The sequence below is a fragment of the Pseudomonas sp. FDAARGOS_761 genome (assembly GCF_013343155.1).
GTDB lineage: Bacteria > Pseudomonadota > Gammaproteobacteria > Pseudomonadales > Pseudomonadaceae > Pseudomonas > Pseudomonas aeruginosa.
Window position 1 is genome coordinate 2,527,760 of record NZ_CP054572.1, and the last position, 17,143, is coordinate 2,544,902.

Sequence of the window (17,143 nt, forward strand, 5' to 3'; positions counted from 1 at the left end):
ACATGGCGACGACACTCAAACCGGTGGACGCGGTGGTGGTCGGCTTCGGCTGGACCGGAGCGATCCTGGCCAAGGAGCTGACCGAGGCCGGGCTCAACGTGGTGGCGCTGGAGCGCGGCGAGAACCGCGATACCTATCCCGACGGCGCCTACCCGAACACCCTCGACGAGCTGACCTACAACACACGCGGCAAGCTGTTCCAGAATCTCTCCAAGAGCACCGTGAGCATCCGCCACGGGATCAACGACACCGCGCTGCCCTACCGTCAGCTCTCCGCCTTCCTTCCCGGCGACGGCGTCGGTGGCGCCGGCCTGCACTGGTCCGGCGTGCATTTCCGGATCATGCCCGAGGAACTGCGCCTGCGCAGCCATTACGAGGAACGCTACGGCAAGAAATTCATCCCCGAAGGCATGACCATCCAGGACTACGGGGTCAGCTACGAAGAGCTGGAGCCGCACTTCGATTTCGCCGAGAAGGTCTTCGGCACCTCCGGCACCGCGCATACGGTCAAGGGCCAGGTGGTCGGCACGGGCAATCCGTTCGCCGCCGACCGCTCGGACGACTTCCCGCTGCCGGCGTTGCGCCAGGTGTACTCCGCGCAACTGTTCCGCAAGGCCGCCGAGGAACTCGGCCTGCACCCCTACGACCTGCCGGCGGCCAACGCTTCGGGGCCCTGGACCAACCCCTACGGGGTGCAGATGGGGCCGTGCAACTTCTGCGGCTTCTGCAGCGGCTACGCCTGCTACATGTATTCCAAGGCCTCGCCGAACCTGAACATCCTGCCGGCGCTGCGCCAGACCCCGCTGTTCGAACTGCGCGCCAACTGCAACGTGCTCAAGGTCAACCTCGACAGCGACGGCAGGCAGGCCACCGGCGTGACCTACGTCGACGCCCAGGGGCGCGAGATCGTGCAGCCGGCGAAGCTGGTGATCATCAGTGCCTTCCAGTTCCACAACGTGCGCCTGCTGCTGCTCTCCGGCATCGGCAAGCCCTACGACCCGCGCACCGGCGAGGGCGTGGTGGGGAAGAACTTCGCCTACCAGAACATGGCCACCATCAAGGCGTTCTTCGACAAGGACGTGCATACCAACCCCTTCGTCGGCACCGGCGGCGGCGGCGTGGCGGTGGACGACTTCAACGCCGACAACTTCGACCACGGACCGCTGGGCTTCGTCGGCGGCTCGCCGATGTGGGTCAACCAGGCCGGCTCCAAGCCGATCGGCGGCCTCGCCGTGCCGCCCGGCACGCCGAGCTGGGGCAGCGGCTGGAAACAGGCGGTCAAGGACGCCTACACGCACACCGTGTCGATGGACGCCCACGGCAGCAACATGACCTACCGCGACAACTACCTCGACCTCGACCCGACCTACAAGGACGCCTACGGCCAGCCACTGCTGCGCATGACCTTCGACTGGAAGGACAACGAGATCCGCATGAGCCGCTACGTCACCGAGCACATGCGCAAGATCGCCGAGGCGATGAACCCGAAGGCCATCTCGGTGAACGTCAAGAACTTCGGCGACCACTTCAATACACGGGTCTACCAGACCACCCACCTGCTCGGCGGGGCGATCATGGGCAGCGATCCGAAGACCAGCGTGCTCAACCGCTACCTGCAGAGCTGGGACGTGCACAACGTCTTCGTCATGGGCGCCTCGGCCTTCCCCCAGGGCACCGGCTACAACCCCACAGGGCTGGTGGCGGCGCTGGCCTACTGGTCGGCCAAGGCGATCCGCGAGCAATACCTGAAGAACCCCGGTCCGCTGGTGCAGGCATGAGGAGCGCAACGATGAAACCGACAGCCTTCCTCGCCCTCTCCGCCCTCGCCTGCGGCATCGCCCAGGCCGCCGCAGCGCCGGACCCGGCCCTGGTCAGGCAGGGCGAATACCTGGCCCGCGCCGGCGATTGCGTGGCCTGCCACACCGCCAAGGACGGCAAGCCGTTCGCCGGGGGCCTGCCGATGGAAACGCCGATCGGCGCGGTGTACTCGACCAACATTACCCCGGACCGCAAGACCGGCATCGGCGACTACAGCTTCGAGGACTTCGACCGCGCCGTGCGCCACGGCGTGGCCAGGTCCGGCGACACCCTCTACCCGGCGATGCCCTACCCGTCCTACGCGCGAGTCAGCGAAGCGGACATGCGCGCCCTCTACGCCTACTTCATGCATGGCGTGGAGCCGGTGGAGCAGCCCAACAAGGCCAGCGACATCCCCTGGCCGCTGTCGATGCGCTGGCCGCTGGCATTCTGGCGCTGGACCTTCGCTCCCGAGGTGAAGGACTTCCAGGCCGCCGCCGGGCAGGACCCGGTGCTGGCGCGCGGCGCCTACCTGGTCGAAGGCCTCGGCCACTGTGGCGCCTGCCATACCCCGCGTGGGCTGGGCATGCAGGAGAAGGCCCTGGCGGCGAGCGATGGCGCGGCCTACCTGTCCGGCAGCGCGCCGCTGGAGAACTGGATCGCCAAGAGCCTGCGCGGCGACCACCGGACCGGACTGGGCAGTTGGAGCGAAGCCGACCTGGTCAGCTTCCTGCGCACCGGCCGCAGCGAGCGCAGCGCGGTGTTCGGCGGCATGTCCGACGTGGTGGTGCACAGCATGCAGTACATGACCGACGCCGACCTCACCGCCATCGCCCGCTACCTCAAGTCGCTGCCGCCGGCGGACCCCGCCGACCAGCCGCACGTCTACGACGAGAGCGTGGCCCAGGCACTGTTCCACGGCGACGACAGCAAGACCGGCGCGGCGCTCTACGTCGACAACTGCGGGGCCTGCCACCGCACCGACGGCAAGGGCTATGCGCGGGTCTTCCCGGCCCTGGCCGGCAACCCGGTGGTGACCGGCAGCGACCCGACCTCCCTGGTGCACATCGTGCTCAAGGGCGGCACCCTGCCGGCCACCCACCAGGCACCGTCGAGCTTCACCATGCCGCCGTTCGGCTGGCGGATGAACGACCAGGAGATCGCCGACGTGGTCAACTTCATCCGCACCAGTTGGGGCAACCAGGCGCCGAGCGTCAGCGTCGACGAGGTCAAGCGCCTGCGCAAGGACACCGGCGCGGCGGCGGTGGGCGACATTCCGCCGCCGGGACCGGCCGCGGCGGATCGCGGCTGAGCGCCAGGCCTCTGGCGAAACGCCATTCCAGCCCCTCTCCCGCTCGCGGGAGAGGGTTGGGGAGCGGGAGCGCGCCGTACCGGGCACGGCCCTCCCCCTTCACTCATCACCCAAGCGCACATGCCGCCCCAGCTCGTCGAACAACGCGACCACCGAGCGCAACGCCCGGCAGTCCGGACGGGTCAGCAGCCACAGGGCGCTGGCGCAGCCCTCGAGGTCGGCGTCCAGTACCCGCAGGCCGTCGCCGTCGCGCAGCAGGTAGGCGGGGATCGCCGCCAGGCCGAGGCCGGCGCGGGCCATCTCGGCTACCGCCAGCACACCGTTGCAGCGGTAGGCCGGCAGCACCCCGGGGTAGTGTCGACGACGCCAGACCACGCTCGGGTGGTCGGGAAGGAAATCGTCCGGGGCGATCCAGTGCAGCATGGCGGGCTCCGCCGCGTCGCGGCCCTCCAGGTAGCGTTCGCTGGCGCAGAGCACGTAGCGCACCTCGCCGAGGTTGCGCCCGACCAGGTGTTCCGGCGGCGTGCGGGTCATGCGCAGGGCGATGTCGGCGTCGCGCCGGCTGAGGTTGGCAAAGTCGTTGGAGGTCGCCAGCTCCAGTTGCAGGGCCGGATAGCCAGGCATGAAGCGCGCCAGCGCCGGCAGCAGCAGGCCATGCAGGACGGCGTCGGAGCAGGTCAGGCGCACGGTACCGCTGAGCACCTCGCGCTCCAGTTCGAGGCCGATGCGCGCCGCCTCCAGCGCCTGTTCCGCCAGTTCCGCCTGCTGCGCCAGGCGGCGGGCGGTCTGGTTCGCCAGGTAGCCGCTGCGGCTCTTGTCGAACAACGCCTTGCCGAGGTTCTTCTCCAGCCGGCGGATGGCCCGGAAAACCGTCGACACATCGACCCTGAGCAACTCTGCGGCCCGCGCCAGGCTACCGCCGCGAACCAGGGCGAGGACCAGGGCAAGATCGGCATGGTCCAGGCGATATTGCAGCGGTGCATTCATCTTTTGCATTGGCGCCGATATCGAGTGCGGAAACGCAACTATAGAGTGAGCGCCAGGGCCCGCCAACCGGCGTGGCGAAACTGGAGCGAAAACGGATGTCCACCCCTCCCGCGGCGCCGCTGCGCATTGCCCTGGTCGGCGACCACGACCCGCACATCACCGCCCACCAGGCGATTCCCCTGGCCCTGCGCCTGGCCGGCGAGGCACTCGGCCTGGAGATCGCATTCGACTGGCTGGCCAGCGACCGCCTGCCCGCCGAACCGGCGCTGGAGCGCTATGACGGGTTCTGGTGCGTGCCGGGCAGCCCCTATCGCGACGCCGACGCGGTGCTGCGCCTGATCGCCCATGCCCGGGGCCGGCGCCGGCCGTTCCTCGGTACCTGCGCCGGCTTCCAGCACACGATCCTCGAGTTCGCCCGCAACGCCCTCGGCTGGCAGGCGGCGACCCATGGCGAGGAGCATCCGCACAGCGACCAGGCGGTGATCGCCGCCCTGCCCTGCGCCCTGCTCGAAGCCCGCGAGGAAGTCCGCCTGCTGCGCGGCTCGCGCCTGGCCCTGGCGTATGCCGCTAACTGGATCGAGGCGGACTACCACTGCCGCTACGCAATCGCCCCGCGCTTCGCCGCGGAACTTACCGGCGGCGCACTGCGGGCCAGCGCCTGGAGCGCCGACGGGGCGATCCGCGCGGTGGAGCTGGAACAGCATCCGTTCTTCGTCGCCACCCTGTTCCAACCCGAGCGGGCAGCCCTGGCCGGCGTCCTGCCACCACTGCCGAAGGCATTCGTCGAGGCGTGCCGGACGCAGCGCCGCGACCGCCCGCGGCGCGGCCCTACGCCCTATTACGCAGTGATCTTCAGCTCCCACCGCAGCGCCGTCGACGACGGCTACGCCGAAGCGGCCGAGCACATGCTGGAACTGGCCAGCCGCCAGCCGGGCTATCTCGGCGTGGAGTCGGTCCGCGGCGCCGACGGTTTCGGCATCACCGTCTCCTACTGGGACAGCGAGGCGGCGATCCGTGCCTGGAGCCGCCACGCGGAGCACCGTGACGCCCAGGCGCGCGGCCGGCGCGACTGGTACGCCGGTTTCAGCGCGCGGATCGCCCGGGTCGAACGCGAATACGCCTTCCCGGCTCAGCCGGACACCGCGCAGTCGCCGGCCTCGTCCTGAGCCAGCACCCGGAAGCAGGCCAGGGCCAGCAGCCAGGCCAGCCAGCCGGCGCCGACCGCGACGAGGAAACCGCTGGCGGCGCCGTAGCCCTCCACCACCCAGCCGGCCAGCGCCGAGCCCAGGGCCATGCCGATGCCCAGCCCGGTGATGGCCCAGGTCAGGCCTTCGGTGAGGCGCGCCGGGTCCACCGCACGCTCGACCAGGCCCATGGCCAGGATCATCGTCGGCGCCACGCTGAAACCGGCCACCAGCACGGTCAGGGCAAGCGCGAGGATGCTCTCCACCCCTAGCAGCGGCATCAGGCTCAGGGCCATCAGCGTAACCATGCAGAGCAGTTGCCGGGAAAGCGCCAGGCGCCAGCGCAGCAGCCCGAACAGCAATCCCGCGAGACATGAGCCGACGGCATAGACCGACAACACCAGGCTTGCCGCAGCCTTGTTGCCGTGCGCCTCGGCGAAGGCCACGCTGACCACTTCCACCGCGCCGAAGATCACCCCGATGGCGGCCAGTACCAGCGCCAGCACGCGTACCGCCGGATAGGCCAGCGCGCTGCCGGCGCGGCGCCGCGGATGGGCATGCAGCGGCGGTTCGGTGCCGCGTTGCAGGCTGAACAGGCTCACCCCGGCGACCAGGAACAGCGTCGCCAGCAGCGGCCCCGCCTCGGCGAACCAGCCGACGCTGAGGCTCACCGCCAGCACCGGCCCGATGATGTAGCACACCTCGTCCATCACCGATTCGAAGGAAAACGCCGTGTGCAGCTTCGGCGAGCCCCGGTACAGCTCGGTCCAGCGCGCCCGCACCATGGCCGGCATGCTCGGCATCGCCCCGGCGAGCAAGGCGAACAGGTAGAGCCAGGCATTCGGCGCTCGATAGTGCGTACACAGCAACAACGCGCTCATCGCCAGGGCGCTGGCCAGCGCGGCCGGGAGCAGCACCCGGCCCTGGCCGAAGCGGTCCACCAGGCGCGATACCTGCGGCGCGAGCAAGGCATTGCAGAACACGAAGGTGGCCGCCACGGTACCGGCCAGCCAGTAGTCGGCATGCACCTGGGAAAGCATGGTGACGATGCCCAGGCCGGTCATCGACAGGGGCATCCGCGCCAGCAGGCCGGCGGCTGAAAAGCCCTTGGCGCCGGGCGCGGCGAACAGTTCGAGATAGGGGTTGCTCATGGAAAGCCTCGGCTGGCCGGCTCCAGCGGAACCGGCGACGACGGGAGAAGACGAAATTCACATACGCTGCGTATGTCAAAAATCATGGAGACATACGCAGCGTATGTCAATTATCCTGAAGCCCCTTCGCCACCCGGAGACCTCGCATGGCCCGCAAGCCTCGCGCCGAGATGATCGAGGAAACCCGCGCCAAGCTGATCGACGCCGCGCGCCGAGCGTTCGCCGACAACGGCTACGCCGGCGCCTCGATGGACGACCTGACCGCCAGCGCCGGCCTCACCCGCGGCGCGCTGTATCACCACTTCGGCGACAAGAAAGGCCTGCTGGCCGCGGTGGTGCAGCAGATCGACGACGAGATGAATCTTCGCCTCGGCGCCATCCTGGCTGCCGGCGAGGACCTCTGGAGCGGCTTCCGTGCCTACAACCACGCCTACCTGGAAATGGCCCTGGAAGCGGAAATCCAGCGCATCGTCCTGCGCGATGCCCCGGCCATCCTCGGCAGCCCCAGCAGCGAGGCCAGCCAACTGCGCTGCCTAAGCTCGATGACCGGGCAACTGCGCGAACTGATGGACAGCGGGCGGGTCCGCCGCACCGACGCCGAGGCCCTGGCCTGGCTGCTCAACGGCGCGCTGGTGGACGCCGCCCTGCGTATCGCCAACGCCGAACACCCGCCGGAGAGCCTGGCCAGGGCCTGCCAGGCCCTGGACGTGCTGCTCGACGGCCTGCTCATGGAGTGAAAAGCCAATGGACTACCGCATCAGAACCAGCCGCGACGAGGACGCCGCGCTGCTCCCGGCCATCGAGCGCTCAGCCGGGGAAAGCTTCCGCCTGCTGCCCGAGCTGGCCTGGATCGCCGACGCCGGGGTCGCCGGGGTGGACTTCCATCGCCGCCTGATCGAGCGCGGCAGCCACTGGCTGGCGGAAGACGCCGATGGCCAGCCGGTCGGCTTCCTCGCCGCCGAACGCTGCGCCGACGAGTTGCACATCGCCGAGTTGTCCATCGCCCAGGCCCACCAGCAACAGGGCCTGGGCCGCCGCCTGCTGGAGCGCGCGGTGACCTACGCCCACGCCAGCCACTGCCGGGCGCTGACCCTGACGACCTTCTGCGACGTGCCCTGGAACGCGCCGTTCTACGCACGCCTGGGCTTCCAGCGGCTGACCTGGCAGGAAGCCGGCGAGCGCCTGCGCGCGATCCTCGGCCACGAGCAGGAGATCGGCTTCGCCGCCGACAGCCGCTGCGCGATGCGCCTGCTGCTCTAGACGGCGGCAAAGGGCTTGACCGGCGGGTGGCGGGTGGCGGTACAGTTGCCAACTGCAACAGGATGTTTCAGCGCTGCCCCGGACGGGCTTCCGCTCTCCCTCTTCCCCAGTGTGCCCTTGCATGAGCAGCCAACGCCGAAACTACCGCTTCATCCTTGTCGTCACCCTGTTCGTCCTCGCCTCCCTGGCCGTCTCCGGACGGTTGGTCTATCTCCAGGTCCACGACCACGAATTCCTCGCCGACCAGGGCGACCTCCGCTCGATCCGCGACCTGCCGATCCCGGTCACCCGCGGCATGATCACCGACCGCAACGGCGAGCCGCTGGCGGTATCCACCGAAGTCGCGTCGATCTGGTGCAACCCCAGGGAAATGGCCGACCACCTCGACGAGGTGCCGCGCCTGGCCGGCGCCCTGCACCGCCCCGCGGCGCCGCTGCTGGCCCAGCTCCAGGCCAACCCGAACAAGCGCTTCCTCTACCTCGAGCGCGGCCTGTCGCCGATCGAGGCCAGCGAGGTGATGGCCCTGGGCATAACCGGGGTACACCAGATCAAGGAATACAAGCGTTTCTACCCCAGTTCCGAGCTGACCGCGCAGTTGATCGGCCTGGTCAACATCGACGGCCGCGGCCAGGAAGGCACCGAACTGGGCTTCAACGACTGGCTGAGCGGCAAGGACGGGGGACGCGAGGTGGCGATCAACCCGCGCGGCTCGCTGGTCAACAGCATCAAGGTGCTGAAGACGCCCAAGGCCAGCCAGGACGTGGCCCTGAGCATCGACCTGCGACTACAGTTCATCGCCTACAAGGCGCTGGAAAAGGCCGTGCTCAAGTTCGGCGCGCACTCCGGCTCGGCGGTCCTGGTGAACCCGAAGAGCGGGCAGATCCTGGCGATGGCCAACTTCCCCTCCTACAACCCGAACAACCGCGCCAGCTTCGCCCCGGCCTTCATGCGCAACCGCACCCTCACCGATACCTTCGAGCCGGGCTCGGTGATCAAGCCGTTCAGCATGTCGGCGGCGCTGGCCTCCGGCAAGTTCGACGAGAACAGCCAAGTCAGCGTGGCACCGGGCTGGATGACCATCGACGGGCACACCATCCACGACGTCGCCCGGCGCGACGTACTGACCATGACCGGGGTGCTGATCAACTCCTCGAACATCGGCATGAGCAAGGTCGCCCTGCAGATCGGACCCCAGCCGATCCTCGAACAGCTCGGCCGGGTCGGTTTCGGCGCGCCGCTGTCGCTGGGCTTCCCCGGCGAGAACCCGGGCTACCTGCCGTTCCACGAGAAATGGTCGAACATCGCCACCGCCAGCATGTCGTTCGGCTACAGCCTGGCGGTGAACACCGCCGAGCTGGCCCAGGCCTACTCGGTGTTCGCCAACGACGGCAAGCTGGTGCCGCTCAGCCTGCTCCGCGACAACCCGCAGAACCAGGTGCGCCAGGCGATGGACCCGCAGATCGCACGGCGCATCCGGGCGATGCTGCAAACCGTGGTGGAAGACCCGAAGGGCGTGGTCCGCGCCCGCGTGCCGGGCTACCACGTGGCGGGCAAGAGCGGCACCGCGCGCAAGGCCTCGGGCCGGGGCTACGCGGACAAGTCCTACCGTTCGCTGTTCGTCGGCATGGCGCCGGCGTCCGACCCGCAACTGGTGCTGGCGGTGATGATCGATTCGCCGACCAGGATTGGCTACTTCGGCGGCCTGGTCTCGGCGCCCACCTTCAGCGACATCATGGCCGGATCGCTACGCGCCCTGGCGATCCCGCCGGACAACCTGCAGGACAGCCCGGCCGTCGCCGACCGCCAGCACCACGGCTGACCGCTGCCTAGCCGTCGTGCTCGCGGCCCTCGGCGTCCAGCCAGTGCGCTCCCGGCCCCTCGGCGGACAGCTGGTCGCCGGGGTTGCGCAACGGGCAGGCCTGGAGCGACAGGCAGCCGCAACCGATGCAGCCGTCCAGTTGGTCGCGCAACAGCAGCAGCTTGTCGATGCGCTCGGTGAGATCCTCCTTCCACTGCGCCGACAGGCGCGCCCAGTCCGCCGCGCTAGGGCTGCGCCCGGCCGGCAGGGTCTGCAGGGCGCGAGCGATCTCCGCGAGGGGAATGCCGACCCGCTGGGCGACCTTGATCACCACCACCCGGCGTAGCGTCTCGCGACTGAAGCGCCGCTGGTTGCCGGCGTTGCGCTGGCTGCTGATCAGCCCCTTGGTTTCGTAGAAATGCAGGGCGGAGACCGCCACGCCGGCACGCCTGGCCAGTTCGCCGACGCTCAGTTCGCGGGATGCGCAGGAATTCTTCATGATTGGCTTGACCTCAAGTTTGCTTGAGGTTTTACCCTGGGCCGGCCCTCGACACAAGTCACCCGGAGTAACCCGCCATGCTCATCCCCTCCTCCTACTGCTGCACCGACGACCAGTGCCCGGCCGCTAGCGAGCGGTCGCCGTGCTACGCGCAACTCATCGATATCGAGGTGGAACCCGCCAGCCAGTTGTCGCTGGCGCTGGAACAGAACGCGCACCTGCAACGCCTGGAACGCTGCTTCAGGAACTGCCCGGGCTACCTGTCCGCCAGCCTGCACCCCAGCGAGGACGGCCAGCACGTGCTGAACTACACCTGCTGGCGTTCACGCGAGGACTGCGAACGCGCCTGGCAAGCCCGGCAGGACGCGCAAGGCCCGCTGAGCGCGGGCGTCTGGCGGCTGGGGACGAAAAGCGTGCGTTTCGAGACCTTCCTGGTCGACGCCGAGGGCTGCTGAGCCCGCCGGCGCCGACGGCCCGTCTCAGAAGGACTTCGGCAGGGAGGCCATGTCGATCACGAAGCGATACTTCACGTCGCTGGCCAGCATCCGCTCGTAGGCCTGGTTGATCTGCTGGATCTCGATCATCTCGATGTCGCAGGCGATCCCGTGGGTCGCGCAGAAATCCAGCATTTCCTGGGTCTCGGCGATGCCGCCGATGGCCGAGCCGGCGATCGAGCGGCGCCCCATCACCAGTTGCGCACCGTGCACCGCCGGCTCCAGCGGCTCGAGCAGGCCGACCAGCACGAGGGTGCCGTCGCGCTTGAGGGTCGCCAGGTAGGGATTGAGGTCGTGCTGGTGCGGCACGGTGTCCAGGATCAGGTCGAAGCGCCCGGCGACGGCGGCCATCCGCTGTGGGTCGGTGGAAAGGATCACCTGGTCGGCGCCGAGCCGCCGCGCTTCCTCTTCCTTGCCCGGCGAGCGGGTGAACAGGGCCACCTCGGCACCGAGCGCCCTGGCGAACTTCAGGCCCATGTGACCGAGGCCGCCCAGGCCGACCACCGCCACCCGGCTACCGGGGCCGATCTTCCAGTGACGCAGTGGCGAGTAGGACGTGATCCCGGCGCACAGCAGCGGCGCCGCCGCCTTCGGATCGAGTCCCTGGGGAATGCGCAGGACGAACCTGGCCGAGACCACGATGCGCTCCGAGTAGCCGCCGAAGGTCGGCAGGCCGTCGTGGCGGTCGCGGCCGTTGTAGGTCAGGGTCGGGTATTCCGCGCAATACTGCTCCAGGCCCTCGGAGCAGGCGGCGCAGTGCCGGCAGGAGTCGACCATGCAGCCGACGCCGACCAGTTCGCCGACCGCGAAACCGCTCACCGCCTCGCCGACGCTGGCGACCCGGCCGATGATCTCGTGGCCCGGCACCAGCGGGTACAGGCTGTTGTGCCATTCGTTGCGCGCCTGATGGAGGTCCGAGTGGCAGACGCCGCAGTAGAGGATGTCGATCACCAGATCGTCGGCGCGCGGCGCGCGGCGTTCGAAGCGATGGGCAGCCAGCGGGGCGCTGGCGGACTGGGCGGCGTAGCCGCGGATCTGTAGGGTCATCGGTGTGTCCTCTTCGCAGGATGGCGGGCCGCGACGACCTGCTGGCGGCGGTCCGTTCGGGGGGCAATTGTTCGCCGGATGGGCGCCGCCGCAGAATGTCCATTCCTGTCGAAGCCTTGCCCATTCGTGCCGATGTTGCGTCCCGCCACTGCCCAGGCGCGCGCGGGGTTGCTACGTTTGCCTCCCCTCCTGGAGAAACAGCCAAGGCATGAGCACTACTTCCACCGACATGGCGTCGCTGATCACCACCCTGCAAGGCGAACCGGGTTTCGACGCCACCCGCATCCCCGGCGTCCGCCTGATGCGCGCCGAACAGGCCTATCCGCGCAGCCCGGTGTTCTACGAGCCGCGCATCTGCATCCTCGCCCAGGGCCAGAAGATCGGTTTCCTCGGTGGCGAAACCTACCGCTATGACGCCGAACGCTACCTGGTGATGTCGGTGCCCCTGCCGTTCGAATGCGAAACCCACGCCTCCGCCGCCGAGCCCTTGCTGGGAGTGAGCGTCGACGTGGAAATCGGCACCTTGAAGGAACTGCTGCTACAGATGGAAGAGGCTCCCGGCAGCGACGACGACAACGAACTGGCGCCCAGCGCGCCGATGGCTTCGGTACCGCTGGACGCGGGGATGGCCGATGCGGTGATGCGCCTGCTGCGCTGCCTGCAGAGCCCGCTGGACAGCCATATCCTCGGCCCGCAACTGGTCCGCGAGATCATCTTCCGCGCCCTGCGCAGCGAGCAGGGCAACGCCCTGCGTGCGGTGGCCGGCCGGCACAGCGGCTACGGGCGCATGGCCAGGGCCCTGCGGCGCATCCACACCGACTACGCCAGTGCGCTGGACATCGACACCCTGGCTCGCGAGGCGAACATGAGCGTGTCGACCTTCCACCACAACTTCAAGGCGATGACCTTCACCTCGCCCCTCCAGTACCTGAAGAGCGTGCGCCTGTACAAGGCCTGGAGCCTGATGGTGCAGGACGGGCTGAACGCCAGTACCGCCGCCAACCAGGTCGGCTACGAGAGCCCCTCGCAGTTCAGCCGCGAGTTCAAGCGCTACTTCGGGCGCACGCCGAGCGAGGAAGTCCAGGCCGCCCGCCGCTAGCCGGCAGGATCGGGGGCGCTTGCAATACATACGGATGTCCGTATATTCGGCTTTCCATATATTCAGGAAGGCCCAGCGATGCCCAGCCCCGCCGAAGTGTTCAAGTGCCTGGCCGACGAGACGCGCGTTCGCGCCACCCTGCTGATCGTCGACCAGGGCGAACTGTGCGTCTGCGAACTGATGTGCGCCCTCGCCGACAGCCAGCCGAAGATCAGCCGCCACCTGGCCCAGTTGCGCAGTGCCGGGCTGCTCCTCGACCGTCGCCAGGGCCAGTGGGTGTATTACCGCCTGAACCCTGCGCTGCCGGCCTGGATCCACGAAGTCCTGCAAGTGACCCTGCGGGCCAACGGCGACTGGCTGCAAGCCGACGCCGCGCGCCTGCGCGACATGGACGGCCGCCCGCAGCGCGCCTCCGCCTGCTGCCAATAGCGCGAGCCGCCCCATGCTGATCGCCTTCGCCATCTTCCTGTTAACCCTGGTCCTGGTCATCTGGCAGCCCAGGGGCCTCGGCATCGGCTGGAGCGCCAGCATCGGCGCCCTGCTCGCCCTGGCGCTGGGCAGCGTCGCGCCGGGCGACATCCCGACCGTCTGGAACATCGTCTGGAATGCCACCGCCACCTTCATCGCGGTGATCGTCATCAGCCTGCTGCTGGACGAGGCCGGCTTCTTCGAATGGGCAGCGCTGCACGTCGCGCGCTGGGCCGGCGGCGACGGCCGGCGCCTGTTCGCCTTCTGCGTGCTGCTCGGCGCGGCGGTCTCGGCGCTGTTCGCCAACGACGGCGCGGCGCTGATCCTCACGCCCATCGTGATGTCGATGCTGCTGGCCCTGCGCTTCAGCCCGGCGGCGACCCTGGCCTTCGTCATGGCGGCGGGCTTCATCGCCGACAGCGCCAGCCTGCCGCTGGTGGTCTCGAACCTGGTGAACATCGTCTCGGCCGACTACTTCGGGCTCGGCTTCGGCGAGTACGCCGCGGTGATGTTGCCGGTAAACCTGGTGAGCGTCGCGACCTCCCTGCTGGTGCTGTTCCTCTATTTCCGCCGCGACCTGCCGCCGGTCTATGCGCTGGAGCAATTGAAGCCGCCGCGGGCGGCGATCCGCGACCGCGCGACCTTCGTCGTCGGTGGCTGGATGCTGCTGGTCCTGCTCGCCGGGCTGTTCGCCCTGGAGCCGCTGGGCGTCCCCGTCAGCGCGGTGGCCGCGGCCTGTGCGGCGCTGCTGCTGGCGGTGGCCGGGCGCGGGCGGGTGATCTCGACCCGGCGGGTGCTGCGCGAAGCGCCCTGGCAGATCGTGGTCTTCTCGCTGGGCATGTACCTGGTGGTCTACGGCCTGAAGAACGCCGGTCTCACCGACCTCCTGGCGCAGCTCCTGAACCGCCTGGCCGAGCACGGCGTATGGGCGGCCGCGCTGGGTACCGGACTGCTTTCCGCCGCCCTCTCGTCGGTAATGAACAACATGCCCAGCGTGCTGCTCGGCGCCCTGTCGATCCAGGCCAGCGACACCGCCGGCGCGGTGCGCGAAGCGATGATCTACGCCAACGTCATCGGCTGCGACCTGGGTCCGAAGATCACCCCTATCGGCAGCCTGGCGACGCTGCTCTGGCTGCACGTGCTGGCGCGCAAAGGCATGCGCATCACCTGGGGCTACTACTTCAGGGTCGGCGCCCTGCTGACCCTGCCGGTCCTGCTGGCGACCCTTTCGGCCCTGGCCCTGCGCCTGGCCATCTGACGGCCGCCGGCGACGGCGGCAGGAGCATCCCATGCGAGTCCTGTTCATGTGCACGGCCAACAGTTGCCGCAGCATTCTTTCCGAAGCCATGTTCAACCACCTGGCCCCGCCGGGTTTCGAGGCATGCAGCGCCGGCAGCCAGCCCAGCGGGCGGGTGCATCCGCGCAGCCTGGCGACCCTCGAACAGGCCGGCATCGCCACCCACGGCCTGTACAGCAAGGGCAGCGAAGCCTTCGAAGGCGCACCGCCGGACATCGTCATCACCGTTTGCGACGCCGCCGCGGGGGAAGCCTGCCCGCTGTATCTCGGCGCAGCGCTGAAGGCCCATTGGGGCCTGGCCGATCCCTCCGCCCTGGATGGCGACGAAGCCCTGCGGGATGCGGCGTTCCGCGCCACCCTGGCACGCATCGAACAGCGTTGCCGAGCCTTCCTCGGCCTGCCCTTCGCCACCCTGGATCGCGACCAGCTCAAGCGCGAGCTGGAGCGCATCGGCTCGCTCTGACCGGAGGCAACATGCCCGAACGACTACCCAACCTCGATTCCGCATTGCTCGGCGACCTGCCCCCCGTCTCCGGGCACAGGCCGCGCATCCTCCTGCTCTACGGCTCGACCCGCGAGCGCTCCTTCAGCCGCCTGCTGGTGCTGGAGGCCGCACGCCTGCTCGAACGCTTCGGTGCCGAAACGCGGATTTTCGACCCTTCCGGGCTGCCATTGCCCGACGATGCCCCGCTGGAGCATCCCAAGGTCCGCGAGTTGCGCGACCTGGTGCAGTGGTCGGAAGGCCAGGTCTGGTGCTCGCCCGAACGCCACGGTGCGCTGTCCGCGGTATTCAAGGCGCAGATCGACTGGATTCCCCTGGCGCTCGGGGCGGTGCGCCCGACCCAGGGCAAGACCCTGGCGCTGATGCAGGTCTGCGGCGGCTCGCAGTCGTTCAACGTGGTCAACCAGTTGCGCGTGCTGGGTCGCTGGATGCGCATGTTCACCATCCCCAACCAGTCCTCGGTTCCCAAGGCCTACCTGGAGTTCGACGAAGCGGGCCGGATGAAGCCATCTCCCTACTACGACCGGGTGGTCGACGTGATGGAGGAGTTGTTCAAGTTCACCCTGCTCCTGCGCGAACGCACGGACCTCCTGGTGGACCGCTATTCGGAGCGCAAGGAAAGCGCCGAGCAGCTTGCCGCGCGGGTCGACCAGCGTTCGCTCTGAGCCGCGTCCGCCTCACTCGCGCCCCGGCGGATGGCCGAAGCGCGCGCGGTAGGCATGGGTGAAGTTTTCCGGACTGGAGTAACCCAGGCGATAGGCTATCTGCGCGATCTGCCAGCGACCCTCGCGGACCATCTGCCGGCCGATCTCGAGACGCCGGTCGCGGACGTACTGCAACATCGAGCGACCGAACTCGTTCTTGAAAATCCGCCGCAGGGTGGTTTCGCCGACCCCCAGTTGGCGCGCCAGTTCGAGGCTGGCCGGCGGCTCACCGAGGTTCGCCTCCAGCAGGCGGCGCGCTTCGTGGGCCAGGTCGCGCTGGGCGCGTGGGGTGCGCGCGCGACGAAGGTCCGCGCCACCCAGGTAGGCGGCCAGCTCCACCAGCAGGCCCAGGGTCAGGCTCTCTTCGTGCAGGCGTCCGAGGGCGCCGCGGTATGGATTCTGGTAGAGGCGCTCGAACAGGGCGCTGATGGCGCCGCAACGGGACAACTGGGTGAAGCTCGCGCCGTCGCCCTTCAGCCGCGCCAGCGGCCGCAGGGCGCCATCGCCGGTTTCCAGTTCCTCCTCCAGGTAGCTGGCGGCGATCCGCAGCCCACCCAGGCGCACGCGGCTGCCCGCCGGCAGGATGTCGAAGGCTTCCATCGGCTCGCCGGTGCCGAGCACCGAAGGACCGCCCAGGTTGTAGAGATAAGGCTCGCCGCCGTCGACGCTGTGCCGCCACTGGCCGTCGAACATCTGCACGATGCACAGGCCTTCCGGCAGCACCTTGTGGGTTCGCAGCGGCTCGGTGAAGCTCAGGTCGCAATCGAAATACTGCATCGACGGGCGCACCGTCCGCGCCTGGTAGTGACCGGTGGCGCTGCCGAGCATTTCGCGCGCGTCGAGGATCTGCGACTGGCACAGGGGCGAAGGAGCGTCGAAATAAAGCTCCGTGTCGTGGTAGGGATTCCAGCTTTCCATGGCGTAGGTATCGGTGGGACGCAACCATCTGAACCGGTTCAGGCAGCGGCTTTCCAGGATGGTTCCGTGCGCTGATCGAACCGAACCTGTGGGCGACGACACTTTTCCTGTGAGCGGCGGCCGCCTCGGTTGTTCGTGGCTCGCGCCTGTATTAATAGATGCGCCCCTTTTACATCGCGTTGCCAAAGGGGGCGAGAATGATAGCAAAGTGGACTGCGGCGCTGCTGATGGGCGCACTGGCGTGGGGATCCTGCACGGCGCAGGCCGAAGAGGCGCGGCCGCCAGTCGCCGACAAGGTGCTGGCCTACCAGGGCCAGCAGGGGCTCAAGGTCTGGACCCTGCGTATCGGCGAAGCGGCGGCCGGCGAAGCGCTGTTGCAGGTCGAAGGACTGGACCACGACTGGGACCGCCTGATCCACAAGGTAAAGGTGGAAAAGAGCGCCAGGGACAGTCGCTACTCCACCGAACTGAACGGCAGCAAGTATGTGATCCTGATCGTGCGCGACGGCTGGGGCGAGCTCTACCTGCCCGGCGAACAGCAGACGCGGCAGGTCGCCTATAGCGAGTCGCTGTCATCCGCAGGCGAGCCCCAGGCATTCCTGACCGACTACCTCGAGCAGAAATAA

At 68.7% G+C, this 17,143-nt stretch carries 18 protein-coding genes; 13 read left to right on the forward strand and 5 right to left on the reverse strand.

Going from position 1 to position 17,143, the window contains the following annotated elements; translation table 11 throughout:
• Nucleotides 1–2 precede the first annotated feature (2 nt).
• The gene (locus FOC67_RS11875) at nt 3–1,778 is read left to right on the forward strand and encodes a GMC family oxidoreductase (protein ID WP_009315792.1); all 1,776 of its coding nucleotides are present in this window, start codon (nt 3–5) and stop codon (nt 1,776–1,778) included.
• A gap of 11 nt (nt 1,779–1,789) precedes the next feature.
• Nucleotides 1,790–3,109, forward strand: coding sequence for a cytochrome c (locus FOC67_RS11880; protein WP_009315793.1), 1,320 nt, complete (start codon nt 1,790–1,792; stop codon nt 3,107–3,109).
• Nucleotides 3,110–3,208: 99 nt separating this feature from the next.
• Here FOC67_RS11880 and FOC67_RS11885 read toward each other — a convergent pair whose 3' ends face one another.
• The gene (locus FOC67_RS11885; protein ID WP_009315794.1) at nt 3,209–4,105 is read right to left on the reverse strand and encodes a LysR family transcriptional regulator; all 897 of its coding nucleotides are present in this window, start codon (nt 4,103–4,105) and stop codon (nt 3,209–3,211) included.
• Between the two features lie 86 nt (nt 4,106–4,191).
• On the opposite strand from FOC67_RS11885, the gene FOC67_RS11890 reads away from it, so the two are divergent.
• A complete protein-coding gene (locus FOC67_RS11890) occupies nt 4,192–5,262 on the forward strand; it encodes an antibiotic biosynthesis monooxygenase (protein WP_009315795.1) in 1,071 nt (356 codons plus the stop codon).
• Here FOC67_RS11890 and FOC67_RS11900 read toward each other — a convergent pair.
• The gene (locus FOC67_RS11900; RefSeq protein WP_003117816.1) at nt 5,226–6,431 is read right to left on the reverse strand and encodes an MFS transporter; all 1,206 of its coding nucleotides are present in this window, start codon (nt 6,429–6,431) and stop codon (nt 5,226–5,228) included. The two genes, FOC67_RS11890 and FOC67_RS11900, sit on opposite strands and share 37 nt — an antisense overlap.
• A 146-nt stretch (nt 6,432–6,577) precedes the next feature.
• Here FOC67_RS11900 and FOC67_RS11905 point away from each other — a divergent pair, with 146 nt between their 5' ends.
• From FOC67_RS11905 to FOC67_RS11915, 3 genes are all read left to right on the forward strand, one after another.
• Entirely contained in the window at nt 6,578–7,168 is a 591-nt protein-coding gene (locus FOC67_RS11905) for a TetR/AcrR family transcriptional regulator (RefSeq protein ID WP_009315798.1), read from the forward strand.
• A gap of 7 nt (nt 7,169–7,175) precedes the next feature.
• A complete protein-coding gene (locus FOC67_RS11910; RefSeq protein ID WP_003139434.1) occupies nt 7,176–7,691 on the forward strand; it encodes a GNAT family N-acetyltransferase in 516 nt (171 codons plus the stop codon).
• A 121-nt stretch (nt 7,692–7,812) separates the two neighbouring features.
• A complete protein-coding gene (locus tag FOC67_RS11915) occupies nt 7,813–9,510 on the forward strand; it encodes a penicillin-binding protein 2 (RefSeq protein ID WP_009315799.1) in 1,698 nt (565 codons plus the stop codon).
• A 7-nt stretch (nt 9,511–9,517) separates the two neighbouring features.
• Here the strand turns inward: FOC67_RS11915 and soxR are convergent, their stop codons facing one another.
• Nucleotides 9,518–9,988: a redox-sensitive transcriptional activator SoxR gene (soxR, locus tag FOC67_RS11920; RefSeq protein ID WP_003089301.1), complete on the reverse strand. Its 471-nt coding sequence runs from the start codon at nt 9,986–9,988 to the stop codon at nt 9,518–9,520.
• A 77-nt stretch (nt 9,989–10,065) separates the two neighbouring features.
• Here soxR and pumA point away from each other — a divergent pair, with 77 nt between their 5' ends.
• The gene (gene pumA, locus FOC67_RS11925) at nt 10,066–10,443 is read left to right on the forward strand and encodes a monooxygenase PumA (RefSeq protein WP_009315800.1); all 378 of its coding nucleotides are present in this window, start codon (nt 10,066–10,068) and stop codon (nt 10,441–10,443) included.
• Between the two features lie 24 nt (nt 10,444–10,467).
• Here the strand turns inward: pumA and FOC67_RS11930 are convergent, their stop codons facing one another.
• Nucleotides 10,468–11,529, reverse strand: coding sequence for an NAD(P)-dependent alcohol dehydrogenase (locus FOC67_RS11930; RefSeq protein ID WP_003139432.1), 1,062 nt, complete (start codon nt 11,527–11,529; stop codon nt 10,468–10,470).
• A gap of 208 nt (nt 11,530–11,737) precedes the next feature.
• Between FOC67_RS11930 and FOC67_RS11935 the strand changes: the two genes are divergently transcribed.
• The 5 genes from FOC67_RS11935 to arsH all read left to right on the forward strand — a co-directional run bounded on the left by FOC67_RS11935 (nt 11,738) and on the right by arsH (nt 15,560).
• Entirely contained in the window at nt 11,738–12,628 is an 891-nt protein-coding gene (locus FOC67_RS11935; protein ID WP_003110753.1) for an AraC family transcriptional regulator, read from the forward strand.
• Between the two features lie 78 nt (nt 12,629–12,706).
• Nucleotides 12,707–13,057 carry a metalloregulator ArsR/SmtB family transcription factor gene (locus FOC67_RS11940; RefSeq protein ID WP_003089312.1) on the forward strand — a complete coding sequence of 117 codons (351 nt, stop codon included), beginning with the start codon at nt 12,707–12,709 and terminating at the stop codon, nt 13,055–13,057.
• A 13-nt stretch (nt 13,058–13,070) separates the two neighbouring features.
• The gene (locus FOC67_RS11945; protein ID WP_009315802.1) at nt 13,071–14,354 is read left to right on the forward strand and encodes an arsenic transporter; all 1,284 of its coding nucleotides are present in this window, start codon (nt 13,071–13,073) and stop codon (nt 14,352–14,354) included.
• A gap of 31 nt (nt 14,355–14,385) precedes the next feature.
• The gene (locus FOC67_RS11950; protein ID WP_009315803.1) at nt 14,386–14,856 is read left to right on the forward strand and encodes an arsenate reductase ArsC; all 471 of its coding nucleotides are present in this window, start codon (nt 14,386–14,388) and stop codon (nt 14,854–14,856) included.
• 11 nt (nt 14,857–14,867) lie between these two features.
• The gene (arsH, locus tag FOC67_RS11955) at nt 14,868–15,560 is read left to right on the forward strand and encodes an arsenical resistance protein ArsH (RefSeq protein ID WP_003112097.1); all 693 of its coding nucleotides are present in this window, start codon (nt 14,868–14,870) and stop codon (nt 15,558–15,560) included.
• 12 nt (nt 15,561–15,572) lie between these two features.
• On the opposite strand, the gene FOC67_RS11960 is transcribed toward arsH, so the two are convergent.
• Entirely contained in the window at nt 15,573–16,427 is an 855-nt protein-coding gene (locus FOC67_RS11960; RefSeq protein ID WP_003131783.1) for an AraC family transcriptional regulator, read from the reverse strand.
• 287 nt (nt 16,428–16,714) lie between these two features.
• Between FOC67_RS11960 and FOC67_RS11965 the strand changes: the two genes are divergently transcribed.
• Nucleotides 16,715–17,143 (forward strand): hypothetical protein, encoded by a 429-nt coding sequence (locus tag FOC67_RS11965; RefSeq protein WP_009315805.1) that lies wholly within the window; start codon nt 16,715–16,717, stop codon nt 17,141–17,143.

Excerpts from the sequence above, each read along its gene's own strand:
- FOC67_RS11875 (WP_009315792.1), top strand. The coding sequence starts at position 3 with ATGGCGACGACACTCAAACCGGTGGACGCGGTGGTGGTCGGCTTCGGC.
- FOC67_RS11880 (WP_009315793.1), top strand. The coding sequence starts at position 1,790 with ATGAAACCGACAGCCTTCCTCGCCCTCTCCGCCCTCGCCTGCGGCATC.
- FOC67_RS11885 (WP_009315794.1), bottom strand. The coding sequence starts at position 4,105 with ATGCAAAAGATGAATGCACCGCTGCAATATCGCCTGGACCATGCCGAT.
- FOC67_RS11890 (WP_009315795.1), top strand. The coding sequence starts at position 4,192 with ATGTCCACCCCTCCCGCGGCGCCGCTGCGCATTGCCCTGGTCGGCGAC.
- FOC67_RS11900 (WP_003117816.1), bottom strand. The coding sequence starts at position 6,431 with ATGAGCAACCCCTATCTCGAACTGTTCGCCGCGCCCGGCGCCAAGGGC.
- FOC67_RS11905 (WP_009315798.1), top strand. The coding sequence starts at position 6,578 with ATGGCCCGCAAGCCTCGCGCCGAGATGATCGAGGAAACCCGCGCCAAG.
- FOC67_RS11910 (WP_003139434.1), top strand. The coding sequence starts at position 7,176 with ATGGACTACCGCATCAGAACCAGCCGCGACGAGGACGCCGCGCTGCTC.
- FOC67_RS11915 (WP_009315799.1), top strand. The coding sequence starts at position 7,813 with ATGAGCAGCCAACGCCGAAACTACCGCTTCATCCTTGTCGTCACCCTG.
- soxR (WP_003089301.1), bottom strand. The coding sequence starts at position 9,988 with ATGAAGAATTCCTGCGCATCCCGCGAACTGAGCGTCGGCGAACTGGCC.
- pumA (WP_009315800.1), top strand. The coding sequence starts at position 10,066 with ATGCTCATCCCCTCCTCCTACTGCTGCACCGACGACCAGTGCCCGGCC.
- FOC67_RS11930 (WP_003139432.1), bottom strand. The coding sequence starts at position 11,529 with ATGACCCTACAGATCCGCGGCTACGCCGCCCAGTCCGCCAGCGCCCCG.
- FOC67_RS11935 (WP_003110753.1), top strand. The coding sequence starts at position 11,738 with ATGAGCACTACTTCCACCGACATGGCGTCGCTGATCACCACCCTGCAA.
- FOC67_RS11940 (WP_003089312.1), top strand. The coding sequence starts at position 12,707 with ATGCCCAGCCCCGCCGAAGTGTTCAAGTGCCTGGCCGACGAGACGCGC.
- FOC67_RS11945 (WP_009315802.1), top strand. The coding sequence starts at position 13,071 with ATGCTGATCGCCTTCGCCATCTTCCTGTTAACCCTGGTCCTGGTCATC.
- FOC67_RS11950 (WP_009315803.1), top strand. The coding sequence starts at position 14,386 with ATGCGAGTCCTGTTCATGTGCACGGCCAACAGTTGCCGCAGCATTCTT.
- arsH (WP_003112097.1), top strand. The coding sequence starts at position 14,868 with ATGCCCGAACGACTACCCAACCTCGATTCCGCATTGCTCGGCGACCTG.
- FOC67_RS11960 (WP_003131783.1), bottom strand. The coding sequence starts at position 16,427 with ATGCTCGGCAGCGCCACCGGTCACTACCAGGCGCGGACGGTGCGCCCG.
- FOC67_RS11965 (WP_009315805.1), top strand. The coding sequence starts at position 16,715 with ATGATAGCAAAGTGGACTGCGGCGCTGCTGATGGGCGCACTGGCGTGG.